Source organism: Francisella hispaniensis FSC454 (assembly GCF_001885235.1).
In the GTDB taxonomy this organism is placed as follows: domain Bacteria; phylum Pseudomonadota; class Gammaproteobacteria; order Francisellales; family Francisellaceae; genus Francisella; species Francisella hispaniensis.
In genome coordinates, this window is the sequence record NZ_CP018093.1 from 839941 (window position 1) to 857300 (window position 17360).

Sequence of the window (17360 nt, forward strand, 5' to 3'; positions counted from 1 at the left end):
ATAAAAATAGAGTTTTAATCCAAGAGGAATTATGGCTGAAATAAATCAAAATTACTTATATACAGATTCTAACTTATGGGTTGAGATTAAGGGTAACATTGCAAGAGTTGGTATAGATGATTACTCTCAAGATGAATTTGGTGAAATTGTCTATGTCGATTTACCTAAACCTGACCAAGAGTATGCCAAAGATGACGAGATTTGTGTTATAGAATCTGTAAAGACAGCGTCTGATATTTATACGCCGTTATCTGGGAAAGTTGCAAAAGTAAATCAACAATTATTGGATAATCCAAAACTTATAAACGAGTCTTGTTATGACAAAGGTTGGATATTTGAAATTGAAATAGCTAATCTAGATGAGCTTAATAGCTTAATAAATCCTCAAGACTACCAAAGCTATGTTAGCTAGAGTCTTATTAGCTTATAGCTTAATTTTTTTATCATCATCTAGTTTTGCTACAGAGCAATATCTTAATTATTGTAAGATATATAACCCAAAAAAAGGTATAGAGTATGAAACTCATACCAAGATATCTGTAGATTTTTGTAAGTATTACTTAGAAAAATGTAATAAAGAATACGATAATAAATGTATTGCTAAAATGAATGGCTACCAAGGACTTTATAATACTAATAATGCTTTGGCTGCTATGCATGTATTATATAATGATGATTTTGATAGTTTGAATAACTAGCTAAGTCTCTTTTAATACTATTTCATCGAGATATAGAGTTGGAGCATAAGCTGAATATAATTTCAGCTTATGTTTTATCAAAATAATTATTTGATAGTACAATTGACACTATTTAAATCGCCGCTAACCAAATATGTTATACTCGTTTGATTATTTTTAGGAAGTGGGCATTTTACATAAGCAGAACTATCATTACCACTAGCTTGAAGAGTTTTATTCCAAGCAATAATCGTTACTTGATTGTTTGCTAAGTTAATATCGCCAAGACTACTAGCCCATGCTCTAGCGGTTACAGAATCATTTGGATTAACTTGATAGTAAGGTGTGTTTGACTCTATGTTAACATTAATATCTTGGTTTGCTGGTGTAGGATTATTATTATCATCACTTGTCTCTGAACTTACGACTTTGATGTTCATATCCTTCTGCCAAGCTTCCGCTCCAGCAAGTTCACTTGAGATAATAATTTTATAGTCTCCGGCTTTGATATTATCAATCGCTAAAGCTAGATCATATGTATCCATAGGAGAGATCTGAATGTCTGTTTTTCTATAAACTTGATTACCATTTTGATCTTGTAGAACTACTGTTACATTAGCAGTTGCAGAGCTATGAGACATTATTTTTGCGTTAATATAAAGCTTGCTATCTGAGCTAATATTGTATTGGTCTTTGAAATCCATCAAATGAAGCTCATTTTTTAAGTTTTGGTTAGCTTGATGATAGTAAAAACTAATCTGATCATATGGTTTATCTGCTGTTTGGTAAATATATACAGCATTGCCATTAGGAATAACAGCATTATTACTATCTTTAACACCAGCAATAATCTGGTTATTAAGCTGTTCAGTACTAATTTTATTAATTTTTTCAGTAAGCTCTAAGAACAAATCATTTGTACTTATTGCTTTAGGAACTGTAAGTAATGGATAATCTATCATAGTTCCATCTTTGAATACTTGTAGTGTGATCTTATCACCTTCTTTAATGTTTAGTGGGTTTATTGTAAATTTCGTTGCCTCAAGAGGGAATTTATCAGAAGGATTGTTTTGATGTTGATGGTCTCTAACAAATGCCCAAGGTCCCCATTGCTCAGCTCCTGGCTGTTGACCTGGATTAGCATACCATTTGTTTTGATAAACTTTGCCATCAAAAACTACTTCTGTTCCAGGTGTTGGATATGATTTGTTAGGGTCATATGTTGATGTTGCAGATGGTTGCGAACCATTATTATTACTGCTTGAGCCATCAGGTAGGATTACAGTGCCTGCTGGTTTACTAGTTGTAAAGTCTAAGTCAAGTAAATTGTAGAAACTCATTCTAGTATCATCAACATCCCATTCTGCCATGATGATTTGATAACCTGATCTATTTGGCATTGTGCATGTAAATGTTAAACCATCTTTAGGCGGTTGGTTAGGAGCTACCCAAGTTGGCTGAGGATCATAACAATTTAGTGGCTTTTCTTCAAAGCTTTCTCGAGTAAGTAGTTTATTAGGGTCCCAGTTGGGTTTAGTAATATAAAATTTGAAATGCTTAGATTTATGATTTGCTGTGAATTGCCATTTAATCTTTAATGGTTGTCCAGGTTGAACAACAGTTTTTGCCCAACGACTTTGTTCTTGTTCATCAAGTGGTTCAAAGCCTGCTACATCAGCACTTCCGATATTATTATCTAGAGCTCCTAAATTAAATAACTCATCTGCTTGTTCTATTGATTGCGGCTCATATTGAGCTCTTTCACCACAGTCTTTATTTTTGCCTTCTTTACATAATAATGCACGAGAAGCAGGACTTTCAACATAACCATGTGAATATGCTTCTGAGCTAACTAGTAAAGCTAAACCAGTTAATATTGTAATTTTATTTAGTTTCATGATAAGACTCCTTATCTATATTATTTAAAATACACAGTTAGTAATTAAACTATCTGTAGGTTTAATCCTATCAGTTATATTTAAGAATTTAAAATGTTAAAAATAGAGTTGTTATATGCTCAAAAATTCTGTTAATATTTTGATTTTAAGGTGATTATAAGAATAATTATCAAAATTCTTATATTTATCATTAATATATGGTTAATGTTTTTATTTTTAGAGAAAAAAAATTGACAATATCTTAAATTTATATATTTTTATATATTAAGCTTATTAATTTCACAATCCTTATAATATTTATATATGGATTATTATATGGTTTGTTTTATATGAAATACTTTAACATTTCTGATAAATAATTTACATAATTATAACCATACAATATAATATAGCCTGCATATATATTCCATTAACAATATAATAAAATTAAGTATACTACAAATGATAAATATTAAATTTCCAGATGGTTCGATAAGAGAGTTCGAAAGCGGTGTAAACTCTTTGGATATTGCTAAGTCAATATCTCCGAGTTTAGCTAAGGTTACAGTAGCTGTGTATATTGATGGTCAGCTCAAAGATGCAAAAGATACAATTAATAGTGATTGTGAATTAAGATTGATAACGTTAAAAGATCCAGAAGGCCTAGAAATTCTAAGACATTCTTGTGCACATCTTTTAGCTCATGCTGTCAAAGAATTATATCCAAATACTGAAGTAACTATAGGTCCGGTAGTTGATAATGGCTTTTATTATGATTTTTCTTTCAAAGAGGCTATAGGTGAGGCAGATTTAGCAGCTATTGAAAAGAAGATGAAAGAGCTAGCAAAAAAGTCTATACCTGTTAGTTATAAAGTGGTTCCTAAAGCTGAAGCTATTGAGTTTTTTAAAGCTCAAGGCGAGAATTATAAGGTTGAGATTATCGATAGTATTGCTGATGAGCAAGTGAAAATATATACCCAGGATAATTTTAGTGACTTGTGTAGAGGTCCTCATATTCCAAATACATCGGTATTAAAAGCATTTAAATTGACAAAGCTAGCAGGTGCTTACTGGCGCGGTAACTCTAATAATGAAATGCTTACAAGAATATATGGTACTTGTTGGGCAACTAAAGAAGATTTAGATCAATATTTGAATATGCTTGAAGAGGCTGAAAAGCGTGATCACAGAAAAATTGGTAAAGTTCTTGATTTATTTCATTTCCAAGAAGATTCGCCAGGCATAGCATTTTGGCATGACAATGGCGTAAGGATCTGGCGTCAAGTAGAAGATTACATGCGAGCTTCTAATAATAAATATGGTTGTAGTGAGATTAGAACCCCGCTTATTGCTGATTTTAGTCTATGGGAGAAGTCAGGTCATGCTTCAAAATATGCTGAGAATATGTTTGCAACAAAATCTGAGAATAGGGATTTTGCTATCAGACCAATGAACTGTCCAACTTGTGTACAGGTTTATAACACAAAGCTACATAGTTATAGAGATCTACCTATAAGGATGGCTGAGTTCGGTATAGTACATAGAAATGAACCATCTGGATCGCTACACGGGTTATTAAGAGTACGTAGTTTTACTCAAGATGATGGACATATTTTCTGCACACCTGAGCAGGTTGAAGAAGAAGTAATTTTAATGGTGCAGCAGTGTTTTGAAGTATACAAAGATTTTGGTTTTAATGATTTTGCGGTCAAGGTCGCACTTAGACCTGAAAATAGAATCGGAGATGATGAAACTTGGGATAAATCTGAACAGATGCTCAAAAATGCTCTTGATGCAAATAATGTTAGCTATGAACTACTTCCAGGTGAAGGTGCATTTTATGGTCCTAAGATTGAGTTTCATCTCAAGGATGCAATTGGTAGAAGCTGGCAGTGTGGTACTATACAGTTGGATTTTTCAATGCCACAAAGACTAGGCGCTACATATATCGATAAGAATGGTGACAAGCAGGTACCGGTTATGCTTCATAGAGCAATTGTTGGCTCTTTAGAGAGATTTATTGGTATGCTTATTGAACACTATGCTGGAAATTTACCATTGTGGTTAGCACCATTCCAAGTTGCTGTGATGGGAATTAGTAATAACCAGGATGACTACTGTAAAGAAGTATTTACAATGCTTGAAAAAAATGGTATTCGCACTAAATTAGACTTGAGAAATGAGAAAATAGGGTTTAAAATACGTGAGCATACTCTTTTGCGTGTACCATACCTTGTTATCCTTGGTAAAAACGAGCAAGAGCAAAAGATTATCACAATAAGAAAGCATAGTGGTGAAGATCTAGGACAGATGTCTGTAGATGATTTTTGTGCTTTTTTAGATAAGCAAATACAAGCTAAAAAATAATAATTTCTGCGGAGGAAAAAGATTATTAAAACGGATAAAAAAGCACCTATAAATGAGCAAATTAAAGCAAAAGAGGTGCGTCTAGTTGGTGTTGATGGTCAACAAATAGGTGTTGTATCTATCAATGAGGCTTTAGCGTTAGCTGAAGAGGCTGATGTTGACTTGGTTGAAATGGTAGCAAATGCTAATCCGCCAGTCTGTCGTTTGATGGACTACGGTAAGTACTTGTTTGAACAAGGCAAGAAAAAAGCACAAGCTAAAAAGAACCAAAAACAGACGCAGGTGAAAGAGGTAAAGCTCAGACCTGTGACTGATGTTGGGGATTATCAGGTAAAACTACGCAACCTGATAAAATTCCTTGAAAAGGGCGATAAAGTAAAAGTCACATTGAGATTCAGAGGTAGAGAAATGTCACATAAAGAGTTGGGCATGGAAATGCTTCAGCGTATGGCAAATGATGCTGCTGAATACGGTGTGGTGGAACACCAACCTAAACTGGAAGGTCGCCAAATGATCATGGTTTTAGGACCAAAGAAAAAGTAGTAAATAAATATAACAATTAATATAAAATGCGGAGTATTAAATATGCCAAAGTTAAAAACTAAAAGTGGTGCTGCTAAGCGCTTTAAAAAAACTGGTAAGGGTGGATTCAAACACCGTTGTGCAAACCGTGCGCATATCAACACTAAAATGACAACTAAGAGAAAGCGTCATTTAAGAGGTATGAACCAAGTAGCTAAAGTTGATACTGCTAGCTTAGTTCAACAAATGCCTTACGCGTAAGTTTGTTTATCAATTTTTAAAGTGGAGATTAATTATGTCAAGAGTAAAAAGAGGCGTAACAGCACGCGCACGTCATAAGAAAGTTTTAAATCAAGCTAAAGGCTACTATGGTGCTCGTTCAAGAGTATATAGAGTAGCTAAGCAAGCTGTGATTAAAGCAGGTCAATATGCTTATAGAGACCGTAAAGTTAAGAAAAGAACATTCAGGTCTTTATGGATTGTTCGTATTAATGCTGCTGCTAGACAACATGATATCAGTTACAGCCAACTAATCAATGGCTTAAACAAAGCAGGTGTTGAACTAGATAGGAAAGCACTAGCGGAATTAGCTGTATACAACAAAGATGCTTTCGCAGCTATTGTAGAAAAAGCAAAAGCTGCTTTAGCTTAATCTGTCTAAATAAATTTCTTCTTTTTTAAAAAAATCTAAGTGAAACATCTAAACTCTTTACTTATTAAAAGACTCTTTTTGATATTCTTTTTAAGTTTTGGAGTGTTGTTATTTTTAATATTTAATGGTTATAAATATTTTGACTTAAATAAGCTTAACCTTACTTACATCAAGGCAAGTGCTTATGTTGACAGGCATATGGTATTAGCTTGTTTGGGTTATGCTTGTATTTATATTTTGACAGTATTTTTTTCTGTGCCTATAAAACCATTTTTGAAGTTACTAGCTGGTCTTTTATTTGGACTAGCTTTGGGTTTTGTAGTTTGTTTAGTCTCAGCTACTGTAGGGGCAATGTTTGCTTTTTTATTTATAAAATATAATTGGGGTAAAACATCTAGTAATCCAAAATATAAAATTGTCTCCAAATTTAAATCTTTAGTAGAGAATCATCCTATAACTATTCTTTTTGTTGCAAGGCTATTACCTATACCTTTTTTTGTACCAAATATATTGGCAGGTATTTTAAAGGTTAAAAATAGTATTTTCTTTTTTACTACTCTAATTGGTATCATCCCTGTGACATTTATTTATGTTTGGTTTGGAGTACATTTTAAAGAAGCTGTGATTCAAGGAAATAAAGAAAACTTTATTGATACTAAGTTTGTTGTAGCTTTGAGTATCTTAGGATTATTAACTTTGTTAGCATTGTATGTTGCAAATAAATATACCAATAGGAAAATATAAAAAGTATAAATTGCCATAACATTATTGTAAGGTTCAGAGATTGTGATTAATATTATGATTTATCATTAAATATAAATTATAGATTAATTATGATAAAGAAATACCTTGATTCAAGATCTTGTTTGATTTTAGCTGTGTTCATTGGGCTAAGTAGCCCTATAATTGTTGAATCTTTTGTTGAAGAAAAAAAGTATTCTTCAAATAAGATTGGGATTGATACACAATATATCGATGCAAGTATTAATGAGAAAGATGATTTTTATAGATATGTAAATGGCAAATGGTTAGATAATGTTAGTATTCCTGCTGATGAAAACTCATGGGGATCTTTTATGGAGCTGCGTAAAAATGTTTTATTTCAACAGCATGAGGTTATTGATGAGTTAAATTCTCAAGAGATAGAAGCCCAAACTGATAAGCAAAGAGTCTATGGTCTTTATCAAAGTTATATGAACCTAGTTACAATTAACAAACTAGGCTTAAAACCACTAGCAAATTATCTTGAGAGTATAAATAGTATCGAGGATAATAAGCAGTTAGTTGATTATTTTGCTAAACTGAATAAGATTGGTTCAGAAATTCCTCTGAAATTATCAATCAATATAGATGCGAAAAACTCATCTCAAATGATTGTTAGTATTAGCCAAGGTTCTCTTGGCTTACCCAATAGAGATTATTGTTTAGATGAAAACGAAAAGTTTGTAAAAATTCGTAATGACTATTTGGAATATATAATAAAGTTGTTACAACAAGTTAACATTAAGAATCCAGAAGAAGCCGCACAAAAAATATTAAGTCTAGAAACTCTTCTTGCGGAAATCCAGTTTAGTGAAGTTGAAAATAGAGATCTTGATAAGATATATAATAAATTTAAAGTTTCGAATCTTAATGACCTTTATCCTTATATTGAATGGAATAGCTATTTAAAATCAGCAGAGATTCCAGAAACAGAGAAGTTTATCATTATTAAGCAGCCAAGATATATAATAGGACTAGGAAATTTACTCAATGACATTCCTTTAGATACATGGAAAATATATCTTAAATATAGGTTAGTAAATGCTTTTGCTCCTTTATTAAGTGAAAATTTTTATAATTTAAACTTTAATTTCTATGGTAAAAATCTTACTGGTTTAGAAAAAGATAAGCCTAGGTCTGAAAAGGCTATAATGCTTATTAATGATTCAATAGGTGAAGCATTTGGCAAACTTTATGTGCAAAAGTTTTTCCCGCAAGATAAAAAAGAAAAAGTCCTAACACTTGTTAGATATATTATAAAAGTCTTTGATGATAGGATTGATACACTTAAATGGATGGGTCCAGAGTCTAAGAAACATGCTAAAGCTAAGCTTGATAACATGCATATTAAAATAGGTTTTCCTGATAAGTGGAAAGATTATACTGCTCTTAATATTAATTCTGATGATTTAATAGGTAACGTCGTACATATAAAGGAATTTAACTACAATCAAGATCTAGATACACTTGGTAAACCTGTTGATAAGTCAAAATGGTATATGCCTCCTCAAATGGTTAATGCTTATTATAATCCTGAAATGAATGAGATTGTTTTTCCAGCAGCTATTCTTCAGCCTCCATTTTTTGATGCTGATGCAGATATGGCGGCTAATTATGGAGGTATTGGTGCTGTAATTGGTCATGAAATAAGTCATGCTTTTGATGATCAGGGAAGTAAATTTGATTATGAGGGTAATTTGAAAGAGTGGATGACTAAAGAAGATCGCATGAAATTCAAAGCAATAACACAAAAATTGGTTGAGCAATATAGTGTATATGAGCCAATTAAGGGTATTCATGTTAACGGAGAGTTAACTTTGGGTGAGAATATTGCGGATAATGCAGGTTTGGCTGTAGCTTACGATGCTTATAAACTATCTTTAAATGGCCAACAAGCTCCTGTTATTGATAATTATACTGGAGCTCAAAGATTTTATATGGGCTGGTCACAAATATGGCGAGGTAAATTTAGAGAGGGTAGACTTTTAGAACTCTTAAAATCTGATCCACATGCACCAATTCAAATACGAGGGCAAGCTCCACTAAAAAATCAAGACGGATTCTATGAAACATATAATATAAAATTTGGAGATGGAATGTACTTAGATCCAGAGCAAAGAGTCAATATCTGGTGATAATTATTTTTTAATATTTCAATAATTATACTTATTTAGCAGATTTATTAAAGTACAACAATATTACTATCTTTTGTAGCCATAATCACAGTATCAGCAGGCTTCAAAGCGAATATGCCGTTAGTGACAACACCTGTGATTTGGTTCAGTTCAGTTTCCATTTTTATAGGGTTATCAATTTTTAGATTATATACATCTAGAATAACATTACCATTATCTGTAATTGTCTGTTCTCTATATACTGGTTGACCGCCTAGCTTTACTATTTGACGTGCCACATAGCTTCGTGCCATAGGGATAACTTCTATAGGAAGAGGAAAATTACCTAAAGTATTCACTTTCTTTGATTCATCAATAATACAAATAAACTTCTTAGCAGCAGCAACACAAATTTTCTCACGTGTCAGAGCAGCACCACCACCTTTGATAAGCTCTTTATGATTATTGCACTCATCAGCACCATCAATATACAAATCAATCTCACCAGCATAATTAAGATCTACTACATCAAAGCCTAGTGCTTTAAGTTTGCGAGTTGAGTCTTCTGAGCTTGATACTACAGTTTTGATTTTGTCTCTATAGTTCACAAGCTCCTCAATCAAAAACGCTACAGTACTTCCTGTACCAACTCCTAGGGTAATCTCTGTAGTGATACTTTTTGCAGCCTCAATTGCAGCTAGTTTTTTTAATTCATTTTGGTTACTTTTTTTATTAAAAAACATTTTAAAACTTTCTCTTATTAAATATGTTACTAAAAATACTTCCTTTGATAATATAGATAATCATACATGCTAAAGTAGCAATAAACTGCCATATTATTGGCATAGGTAAGAATATATACCCAATTGTAACAAGAATACAGATAAAAGGTATTATTATTCTCAGCATAATGTTAAAGATCGGTGAAAGTCTAGTATTTGTGTTTTTGAGTATTTCATAACTAAGTTTTTGAGCATCATAGATCCAGCCAACTACAAATACATCAAATAAAAAGATAAAAATAATCACTAAATGTAGCCCAAAAATTTTAGAGAAGTCTATATTAGCTATACCCGATTCTATAAATGTAATAGCCATAATAAATGGTATAAGTAAAACTAAAAGCTTTGTATAAAGTTTAGATCCAATTTCAAAAATATATTTTAAGGCAGCAACGAAAACAACTAAATTAAGCGTTGTAAATATTACTTCAAGAAGTAAATAATACATTGGCGAATTGAATTTAATAATTTTGAAAACAGTTGTGATTTGTATTCCTTCCGTTGGTTGTAAATAGCTTCTGTAATTGCCTAAAATAGCGTATATAGTCACGCAAATGATAAATGAGAAAATTATATTATAAAAAATACTCTTAAAAGCACTAGTTTTGAGTTTGCTATAATTATCATCACCAATATTTATTATATTTTTATAAAACGCTATCGATATAAAATTACTTAAAATTGCATACATTAGAGCTAAAGCAAACATTTGTCTTAGTTGACTAATTTTTTGGTAATTTAAGTCTAAAAGAAAGTCTTTAATACCTAACATTCCTTGCGGTGAATATATTACGATTAGCATTAAGATAGTAACTAAATATAAAGATACATGTGCACTAGTCTTTAGAGTTTCATTTAAATTTAGCTTTTTTTTATCAGCTAGAATAAACATTAGAAGAATTACAATAAATACCACAAGCAGTGAAACATATATAGGTAGGTTACTATTAAATTTGAGACTTTCGTCACTTAAGCGATCAATAGCTGGAATGTTGTCAAAAAAATCTAAGACATAGGTTGCTATATCAAACATTATCAAAGCTACTAAAATTACCATACAACCAGTTAATAAAATACTTACTGGTCTGAACTTAGAGCTTCCAGTAATTTTATTTACTAGTTTACTGTGTGAGTTTAAGTTAGGGAAAGCTTTTTGGAAATATAGCGCAGCTATATTCATTGGATAACACAGCAATATAAGAAAAGCTATATAAGCATAAAAAAATTCGAGACCATTATATTTAAAAACATTTGTAAAAAAGCCAAAACTAAAGCAAATTGAGGCAGAAACAAGACCTGTAACTAGAGGTGTCGAAGTTTGTTTGATGTTCATTGATAATTCCTATTTAGTTACTAGTTGCGCAGTAATTACCACGGAAAGTTATATTTTTAATAATCTTGGTATTTTTATCTATAGACACCCAAGTTGTACACATTAGTGCACCAAATTGGACAAAGTTAGGATTCCTATTTGCCATTATAAGGCTATTCATAGGATTGCCAGCATAAGCTGGAGTATTTGGATTAATTGCTTTGCGGATATAGACATATGTCACAATATTCGGGTTTGGTGATACTTGGATTACATTTTGTGGCATACCAAATTCTTGCATATAGCCATCAATACTTTTACCAATCCATGCTTTTTGTTGGTCTATGTATTTTTGTCTAGTAGCACAGGAAAAAAGCAAAGCGACTAAGCATGTTAATATAATTATTCTAAAGTAACTTCTCTTCATATATTTTCCTATTTTATAAAACCGGTTTTTTTCATATATATAGTCAATAATGATATAGCTGCAGGAGTTATACCTGGGATACGTGACGCTTCTCCTAGAGTGGTAGGCTTTTGTTCAGTCAATTTCTGCAGAACTTCATTCGATAACCCCTTAACTTGCGAATAATTAAAATCTGTAGGGATGGTTTTTTGCTCAAGAGTTGCTGACTTTGCAATATCTTTATTTTGACGTTCAATATAGCCAGAGTACTTTGCTGAAATTTCTATTTGTTCGATTACAGCCTCATCTTGTAAGTTTAGATTTAGCTCTGGTATTTGTTGTAATTTACTGTAATCTATTTCTGGTCTTTTGAGTAAGTCAAATAAAGTACTTTCACGTGTCATTTTCTTATCCAAGAATTTCTCTAGATCACGAGCTTTTTGTGTTTGTGGACCTATCCAAGTGTTTTTCATCATTGTGATATTTTCATTGATAGCACTTTTCTTATTGATAAAAAGTTGTTGATCTTCTTTGTTTAAAAGCCCTAGTTCACAAGCTTTATCAGAAAGGCGTAGATCAGCATTATCTTCGCGTAGAATGAGTCTATACTCGGCACGAGAGGTAAACATTCTATATGGCTCTTTTGTACCTTTAGTAATCAGATCATCAATTAATACTCCAATGTAACTATCAGCACGAGTTGGATACCATGATTTGTCGCTATCTAAACTAATAGCAGCATTAATACCGGCTACTAAACCTTGAGCACCGGCTTCTTCGTAGCCTGTGGTACCATTAATTTGTCCAGCAAAGTAGAGATTTTTTATATGTTTGGTTTCTAGTGTTGGTTTTAGATCTCTTGGATCAAAAAAATCATATTCAATTGCATAACCAGGTCTCATAATAAAGGCATTTTCGAAGCCTTTAATTGAGCGGATATAGTTGCATTGGACTTCAAAAGGCAAACTAGTTGATAATCCATTTGGGTACAACTCAATACTATTTAAACCCTCTGGTTCAACAAAGATTTGATGTCTTTCTTTGTCAGCGAATCTAACTACTTTGTCTTCAATAGAAGGACAATAGCGTGGACCAATACCCTCTATTAAACCACTGTACATAGCTGATTTATCAAGGTTATCTGTGATAATTTTGTGTGTTTCATGATTAGTGTAAGTAATATAACAAGGTATTTGTTGCGGGTGCTCTACCTTACCTTTTGAGAAAAATGAAAAGTAGGGAGTAGGACTATCACCATGCTGTACTTCCATAACACTAAAATCAACCGAGCGTCTATCTATACGTGGTGGTGTACCAGTTTTAAGTCTATCTACTCTAAACGGTAGTGATCTAAGTCTAGCAGCTAGTGCATTTGATGGCTGATCTCCCGCACGACCACCTTCCTTAGATACTTTGCCGATATGTATTTTACCACCTAGAAATGTGCCAACAGTAAGTACTACCTTTTTAGCTCTAAATGTAATACCTGTCTTTGTGATAACACCACAAACAGTATTGTTTTCAACAACCAAATCATCAACTGAGTCTTGAAAAATATCAAGATTTTCTTGGTTGTTGATAAGAGAATTTATAGCTTTTTTGTATAATACTCTATCTGCTTGTGCTCTAGTTGCGCGTACAGCAGGACCTTTGCGTGAATTAAGTATTCTGAATTGGATACCAGCCATATCAATAGCTTTTGCCATGATACCACCCATAGCATCTATTTCTTTGACTAGATGACCTTTACCGATTCCACCAATAGCAGGGTTGCAAGACATTTGTCCAATAGTATCAATATTGTGTGTTAGTAGCAGTGTTTTTGCACCGATACGAGCTGAGGCAGCAGCAGCTTCAACACCTGCATGACCACCACCAACAACTATAACATCATAACTATAATCGTAAATCATAATAAGAAAACTGTAGTATGTAATTTTTAACAGATAAATTTTACTACATTTACATAAAAAAATAACTACTCAAATGATATTAATTATCTAAGTTTTGCAATATAATTTAGCTACGCTTTTAATACCATGATATTGCTTTTTGTGCTTAGTTTAAATGAAGTTTATTCAAGATATATGGATCAAGATCCAATCAGGATTTTTCAGGATGGTGCCGTAAAATCTGCAATTATACTTTTTTCTTTTTTAGCGATAACTTCATTTTTTCATATTGATAAGAATCTGATAATTATATCTATTTTATTTATCGCTAATCTAAGTGGAAGTATTTTGCTCGGAAGTATACAAGCTAAGCGTATGGCTTTTGTGATGTATTTAATTTCAGCAATAGTCATTATCAATATTTCACCATATGTACACGATATTTTTGAAAAAAAATTTATACTAATTGTCTTTGTGGTCTTTGTGGCGTTTTGGATTAGAAGGTTTGGTGAGGCTTTTACAATTTTTCCAATAATGGTAGTAGTATTGACATGTATATGTTTTATTAGGTTTCCATTAGCACAATATAATCATCTAAGTTTTACATTTACTGCAATACTGATAGGCTTAGCTTTTTATGTTTTGATTATTAGAAACTATAAAATTATGAACTCAGAAGATATTGAAAAAATAGTTCATGAATTTATGCGTTTGTATATAAGAAATTACCTAAATGCTTTTGACAAAGCAAAGAGTCGAAAATTTACACAAACAGATATAGTAAGTGTTAGTAATTTAAAGTATCAAAATATCAACTCATTAAAAAATCATGGTTTGATGTTTTTACGCAAGAATACCCAGGATAGTTGGAGATATTTAACTCATAACTTTGTAGTTTTTAACAGATTAACACCAAAATTTATCTTAAGTTATAAAAGACTAATTTCAAACTATATCCTTTTAGGTTTTGAAGATAACCATGAGGTTAAAGAGCTTTTGCAAAGTTTAGAAAGAATATTTAAAGAAACATTATTTTTGATGTTATATATCCAAAAAAAACCAGATTTATTTAAGAAAAAAAGTGATGAAATTGAACATTGGAAATATAAATTAGAAATTGGTTATATCCAAAAATATCAGCATGATAAACAAAAAAGGAAGTTACTTTTTGATTGTATATTACTATTAGATGATATGTTTATTAGTCTAGAGAATATTAAAGAGGCATATTATGATCTTTTTTAGAGATAGAGCCATAGATAAACTATCTGATACGACACTACTAGCTTACAGGGTTTTGATTGCTTCAACATTAGGGTTGATTATTTGTTACGCTATTTTTAGTTATAGTGGTGATAGTGATTTTAGAGATAGGATATATTGGGTTGTTATAGCAGTAGTTAGTGTCGCAGCTAGTACCAGTACTAGTGTTGTATATACTCGAGCAAAAGCTATTATAATATTTTCCCTACTAGGGACATCTACAGGTTCAGTAATATTGATGCTGGTACAAAAGGGTATACCTAATAATTTCACCATAGTGGCGATACTATGTGGTATAGCTTTAGCATTATATATTTATACCTTATTTCTTAATTATGCAACTAGTGTTTTTTTTATTCATATTTATTTGGTGATGTTTTTTGGCTTATTTATCGGCTGGGATAAAGAGCTTTTTTTAGTGCGGGTTACTTGTGTGGCTATTGGAACTATTTGTATTGTTTTGATTACCTTTTTAACTCGAGGGCAGAAATATAGAATTCTCTTTAACAAGGAGATGTATATTCTATATGGTGAGCTAAAAAAGCTTGTCGATGATGTTGATAAAAGTATTAAAAACCGTAAGCTTATTTCATTGATTGAACAAACTATTAAGCTTAATGAAACACTTGTAAATGCCAAATATGAGTTTCCAACTACAAAAAAATATTACGAATACAAAAAAATAATTGTCTTGATTGATGAGTTACTAATTAATCTAAAAACATACAGAACCTTATTTATCCAACAAAAAAAACATAAAGATGATTTGTATAAAGAGCTGGTTGATCACACTAAGCAGCAAGTCAGAAGAAATTTTAAGAAAATAACAATTCGTTATGATAAGAATCTTTATCAATATTGTTATAGTAGGTAAGTTTTTATAAAGAAGTATTAATTTGTATTAAAGCTTTTCTTGATATAATTGATTAAAATGTTGCTTTAGGTATTTTATCAATAAATTTATTCTTTTAAGTTGATATTTGACTGGCAGCGAAAGAATAGAAAGTTTTGTTTCTTCTTTATATTCAGGTAATATTTCTACTAACTTACCATTTTTGATATCAGACTCTACATAGATATCTATAAGTCGAGTGATCCCTAATCCTGCTAATGCAGCATGTTTCATAACTCTACCACTAGTAACATGAATGCCATTATTATGAATATGTAGTGTATATTTATCCTTATTTGAAATTAATGACCATTGTTTGACACTACCATAAATTAGTGGTAGGTTTTCGAGCTGACGAGGATTAGTTACTTGTCCATGCTTTTGAATGAAAGCATGACTAGCAACATATTTAGTAGCAACAGTGCGTAAAGCTGAAACTATAAGGTTAGAATCTGCAAGACTACCCATACGTATTACTAAGTCGTAATCACTATCCAAAAGATTGACCCTATGACTAGAGAAATCTAAATGGATATTAACTTTAGGATTTTGTTGCTGAAAGTTGAGTAATATTGGAGCTATTACTTCTTCACCAAGTATTCCACCAACGCTATTTACTTTTATAATCCCACTAAGCTGATTACTTTCTTGGCTAGCAAGTTCAGTAGCTATATCTAAATCTTGGATAGCTTTCTTACATTTTTTATAATAATCGTGTCCTATTTCAGTAAGGCGAACATGTCTAGTACTTCTATATAGTAGTTGAACTTTAAGATGATTTTCTAAGTCTTTAATATTTTGGCTTAGATTCGATTTGGCTATACCTAGCATATCTGCTGCCTTTGTGAAGCTTTGCTGTTCAGCGACGTGAATGAAACAGTGAATACCTCGCCAATGAATATTGTTCATTATTTAATAACAATGTTTTATGATTGTTGGTATTTATCAGTTTAATGAGTTTATATACAATTTACAATCATTAAAACGATGTGAAAATTAAAACAAAATATAGGAGAAATAACATGGCTAAATCATTAGTTGTAATCACAGGAGCAAGTTCTGGAATTGGTGCGGCAATTGCAAAAAGATTTTCTGAAGCAGGTCATTCGCTTTTGCTAATAGGTAGAAGAATAGAAAAGATACAAGAGTTAAATTTACCTAATACAATGATTCGTAAAGTAGATGTGACAAATGCCCAAGCCTTAAAAGATGCTATAAAAGAAGCTGAAGCTGAGTATGGTCCAGTTGAGTTATTGGTTAATAATGCTGGTTTGATGCTTCTTGGTCAAATCGATACACAAGATCCTATTGAATGGCAAAAAATGTATGAAGTTAATGTATTAGCATTATTGAATGGTATTCAGTCTGTATTAGGTGATATGAAGGCAAGAAAAAGTGGAACAATTATAAATATCAGTTCAATTTCTGGCAAGAAATCGTTCCCTAATCACGCTGCATATGTTGGTACAAAATTTGCAGTATCTTCAATGAGTGAAAATATACGTGAAGAAGTTGCTGATGATAATGTTAGAATAATGACAATTTGTCCAGGTGCTGTAGAAACTGAGCTTTTAAGTCATACAACATCTGATCAAATTAAATCAGATTATGAAAGCTGGAAAGAGTCTATGGGTGGAGTTTTAGTAGCAGATGATATTGCTCGTACAGCCATGTTTATGTTTAGCCAACCACAAAATATAAATATACGAGAAGTTGTAATTGCTGCAACTAGACAACCTGCGTAGTTATTGCTTTAGCTATCTATTTAAGTGATATTCTCAAAAATAAAGCTTCAAAGTAGTCTAAATTACTAATCACCTTAAAGGTATGTTAAAATTCTAA

At 31.7% G+C, this 17360-nt stretch carries 17 protein-coding genes; 11 read left to right on the forward strand and 6 right to left on the reverse strand.

Annotated features, from left to right (window positions below; translation table 11 throughout):
* Positions 1–31: 31 nt before the first annotated feature.
* Both gcvH and FSC454_RS04145 read left to right on the forward strand, forming a co-directional pair.
* Positions 32–412, forward strand: a complete 381-nt coding sequence (gene gcvH / locus FSC454_RS04140; protein WP_014548531.1) for a glycine cleavage system protein GcvH — start codon at positions 32–34, stop codon at positions 410–412.
* Positions 402–698, forward strand: coding sequence for a hypothetical protein (locus FSC454_RS04145; protein WP_014548530.1), 297 nt, complete (start codon positions 402–404; stop codon positions 696–698). The genes gcvH and FSC454_RS04145 overlap by 11 nt, the downstream gene beginning before the upstream one ends.
* A gap of 86 nt (positions 699–784) precedes the next feature.
* Here FSC454_RS04145 and FSC454_RS04150 read toward each other — a convergent pair whose 3' ends face one another.
* The gene (locus tag FSC454_RS04150; RefSeq protein WP_066044755.1) at positions 785–2575 is read right to left on the reverse strand and encodes a lytic polysaccharide monooxygenase; all 1791 of its coding nucleotides are present in this window, start codon (positions 2573–2575) and stop codon (positions 785–787) included.
* Between the two features lie 441 nt (positions 2576–3016).
* Here FSC454_RS04150 and thrS point away from each other — a divergent pair, with 441 nt between their 5' ends.
* The 6 genes from thrS (at position 3017) to FSC454_RS04180 (ending at position 8992) form a co-directional block, all read left to right on the forward strand.
* On the forward strand, positions 3017–4921 hold the full coding sequence (thrS, locus tag FSC454_RS04155; protein WP_066044757.1) for a threonine--tRNA ligase: 1905 nt from the start codon (positions 3017–3019) through the stop codon (positions 4919–4921).
* 6 nt (positions 4922–4927) lie between these two features.
* Positions 4928–5464 carry a translation initiation factor IF-3 gene (gene infC / locus FSC454_RS04160; protein WP_003023546.1) on the forward strand — a complete coding sequence of 179 codons (537 nt, stop codon included), beginning with the start codon at positions 4928–4930 and terminating at the stop codon, positions 5462–5464.
* A 42-nt stretch (positions 5465–5506) separates the two neighbouring features.
* Positions 5507–5704, forward strand: coding sequence for a 50S ribosomal protein L35 (rpmI, locus tag FSC454_RS04165; RefSeq protein ID WP_003034330.1), 198 nt, complete (start codon positions 5507–5509; stop codon positions 5702–5704).
* Positions 5705–5738: 34 nt separating this feature from the next.
* Positions 5739–6095 (forward strand): 50S ribosomal protein L20, encoded by a 357-nt coding sequence (gene rplT / locus FSC454_RS04170; RefSeq protein WP_066044758.1) that lies wholly within the window; start codon positions 5739–5741, stop codon positions 6093–6095.
* Between the two features lie 39 nt (positions 6096–6134).
* Complete coding sequence (locus FSC454_RS04175; RefSeq protein ID WP_082810676.1) at positions 6135–6839, forward strand: TVP38/TMEM64 family protein; 705 nt, start codon at positions 6135–6137, stop codon at positions 6837–6839.
* Between the two features lie 89 nt (positions 6840–6928).
* Positions 6929–8992, forward strand: coding sequence for a M13 family metallopeptidase (locus tag FSC454_RS04180; RefSeq protein WP_066044761.1), 2064 nt, complete (start codon positions 6929–6931; stop codon positions 8990–8992).
* A gap of 47 nt (positions 8993–9039) precedes the next feature.
* On the opposite strand, the gene rpiA is transcribed toward FSC454_RS04180, so the two are convergent.
* The 4 genes from rpiA to mnmG are packed head-to-tail and all read right to left on the reverse strand — an operon-like array spanning position 9040 to position 13384.
* Positions 9040–9714 carry a ribose-5-phosphate isomerase RpiA gene (gene rpiA / locus FSC454_RS04185; RefSeq protein ID WP_014548525.1) on the reverse strand — a complete coding sequence of 225 codons (675 nt, stop codon included), beginning with the start codon at positions 9712–9714 and terminating at the stop codon, positions 9040–9042.
* A gap of 1 nt (position 9715) precedes the next feature.
* A complete protein-coding gene (locus tag FSC454_RS04190; RefSeq protein WP_066044763.1) occupies positions 9716–11086 on the reverse strand; it encodes an SLC5/6 family protein in 1371 nt (456 codons plus the stop codon).
* 13 nt (positions 11087–11099) lie between these two features.
* Positions 11100–11492, reverse strand: a complete 393-nt coding sequence (locus FSC454_RS04195; protein ID WP_066044765.1) for a hypothetical protein — start codon at positions 11490–11492, stop codon at positions 11100–11102.
* An 8-nt stretch (positions 11493–11500) separates the two neighbouring features.
* Positions 11501–13384 carry a tRNA uridine-5-carboxymethylaminomethyl(34) synthesis enzyme MnmG gene (mnmG, locus tag FSC454_RS04200; RefSeq protein ID WP_066044767.1) on the reverse strand — a complete coding sequence of 628 codons (1884 nt, stop codon included), beginning with the start codon at positions 13382–13384 and terminating at the stop codon, positions 11501–11503.
* Positions 13385–13525: 141 nt separating this feature from the next.
* Here mnmG and FSC454_RS04205 point away from each other — a divergent pair, with 141 nt between their 5' ends.
* Both FSC454_RS04205 and FSC454_RS04210 read left to right on the forward strand, forming a co-directional pair.
* Positions 13526–14608 (forward strand): hypothetical protein, encoded by a 1083-nt coding sequence (locus tag FSC454_RS04205; RefSeq protein ID WP_071794839.1) that lies wholly within the window; start codon positions 13526–13528, stop codon positions 14606–14608.
* Positions 14595–15500: an FUSC family protein gene (locus FSC454_RS04210; RefSeq protein WP_066046434.1), complete on the forward strand. Its 906-nt coding sequence runs from the start codon at positions 14595–14597 to the stop codon at positions 15498–15500. Before FSC454_RS04205 ends, FSC454_RS04210 begins: the two co-directional genes overlap by 14 nt.
* A gap of 27 nt (positions 15501–15527) precedes the next feature.
* On the opposite strand, the gene FSC454_RS04215 is transcribed toward FSC454_RS04210, so the two are convergent.
* Positions 15528–16427, reverse strand: a complete 900-nt coding sequence (locus FSC454_RS04215) for a LysR family transcriptional regulator (protein ID WP_066047284.1) — start codon at positions 16425–16427, stop codon at positions 15528–15530.
* Positions 16428–16540: 113 nt separating this feature from the next.
* Here FSC454_RS04215 and FSC454_RS04220 point away from each other — a divergent pair, with 113 nt between their 5' ends.
* Positions 16541–17263, forward strand: a complete 723-nt coding sequence (locus FSC454_RS04220) for an SDR family oxidoreductase (RefSeq protein ID WP_066047223.1) — start codon at positions 16541–16543, stop codon at positions 17261–17263.
* Positions 17264–17360 lie beyond the last annotated feature (97 nt).

Excerpts from the sequence above, each read along its gene's own strand:
- gcvH (WP_014548531.1), top strand. The coding sequence starts at position 32 with ATGGCTGAAATAAATCAAAATTACTTATATACAGATTCTAACTTATGG.
- FSC454_RS04145 (WP_014548530.1), top strand. The coding sequence starts at position 402 with ATGTTAGCTAGAGTCTTATTAGCTTATAGCTTAATTTTTTTATCATCA.
- FSC454_RS04150 (WP_066044755.1), bottom strand. The coding sequence starts at position 2,575 with ATGAAACTAAATAAAATTACAATATTAACTGGTTTAGCTTTACTAGTT.
- thrS (WP_066044757.1), top strand. The coding sequence starts at position 3,017 with ATGATAAATATTAAATTTCCAGATGGTTCGATAAGAGAGTTCGAAAGC.
- rpmI (WP_003034330.1), top strand. The coding sequence starts at position 5,507 with ATGCCAAAGTTAAAAACTAAAAGTGGTGCTGCTAAGCGCTTTAAAAAA.
- rplT (WP_066044758.1), top strand. The coding sequence starts at position 5,739 with ATGTCAAGAGTAAAAAGAGGCGTAACAGCACGCGCACGTCATAAGAAA.
- FSC454_RS04180 (WP_066044761.1), top strand. The coding sequence starts at position 6,929 with ATGATAAAGAAATACCTTGATTCAAGATCTTGTTTGATTTTAGCTGTG.
- rpiA (WP_014548525.1), bottom strand. The coding sequence starts at position 9,714 with ATGTTTTTTAATAAAAAAAGTAACCAAAATGAATTAAAAAAACTAGCT.
- FSC454_RS04190 (WP_066044763.1), bottom strand. The coding sequence starts at position 11,086 with ATGAACATCAAACAAACTTCGACACCTCTAGTTACAGGTCTTGTTTCT.
- FSC454_RS04195 (WP_066044765.1), bottom strand. The coding sequence starts at position 11,492 with ATGAAGAGAAGTTACTTTAGAATAATTATATTAACATGCTTAGTCGCT.
- mnmG (WP_066044767.1), bottom strand. The coding sequence starts at position 13,384 with ATGATTTACGATTATAGTTATGATGTTATAGTTGTTGGTGGTGGTCAT.
- FSC454_RS04210 (WP_066046434.1), top strand. The coding sequence starts at position 14,595 with ATGATCTTTTTTAGAGATAGAGCCATAGATAAACTATCTGATACGACA.
- FSC454_RS04215 (WP_066047284.1), bottom strand. The coding sequence starts at position 16,427 with ATGAACAATATTCATTGGCGAGGTATTCACTGTTTCATTCACGTCGCT.
- FSC454_RS04220 (WP_066047223.1), top strand. The coding sequence starts at position 16,541 with ATGGCTAAATCATTAGTTGTAATCACAGGAGCAAGTTCTGGAATTGGT.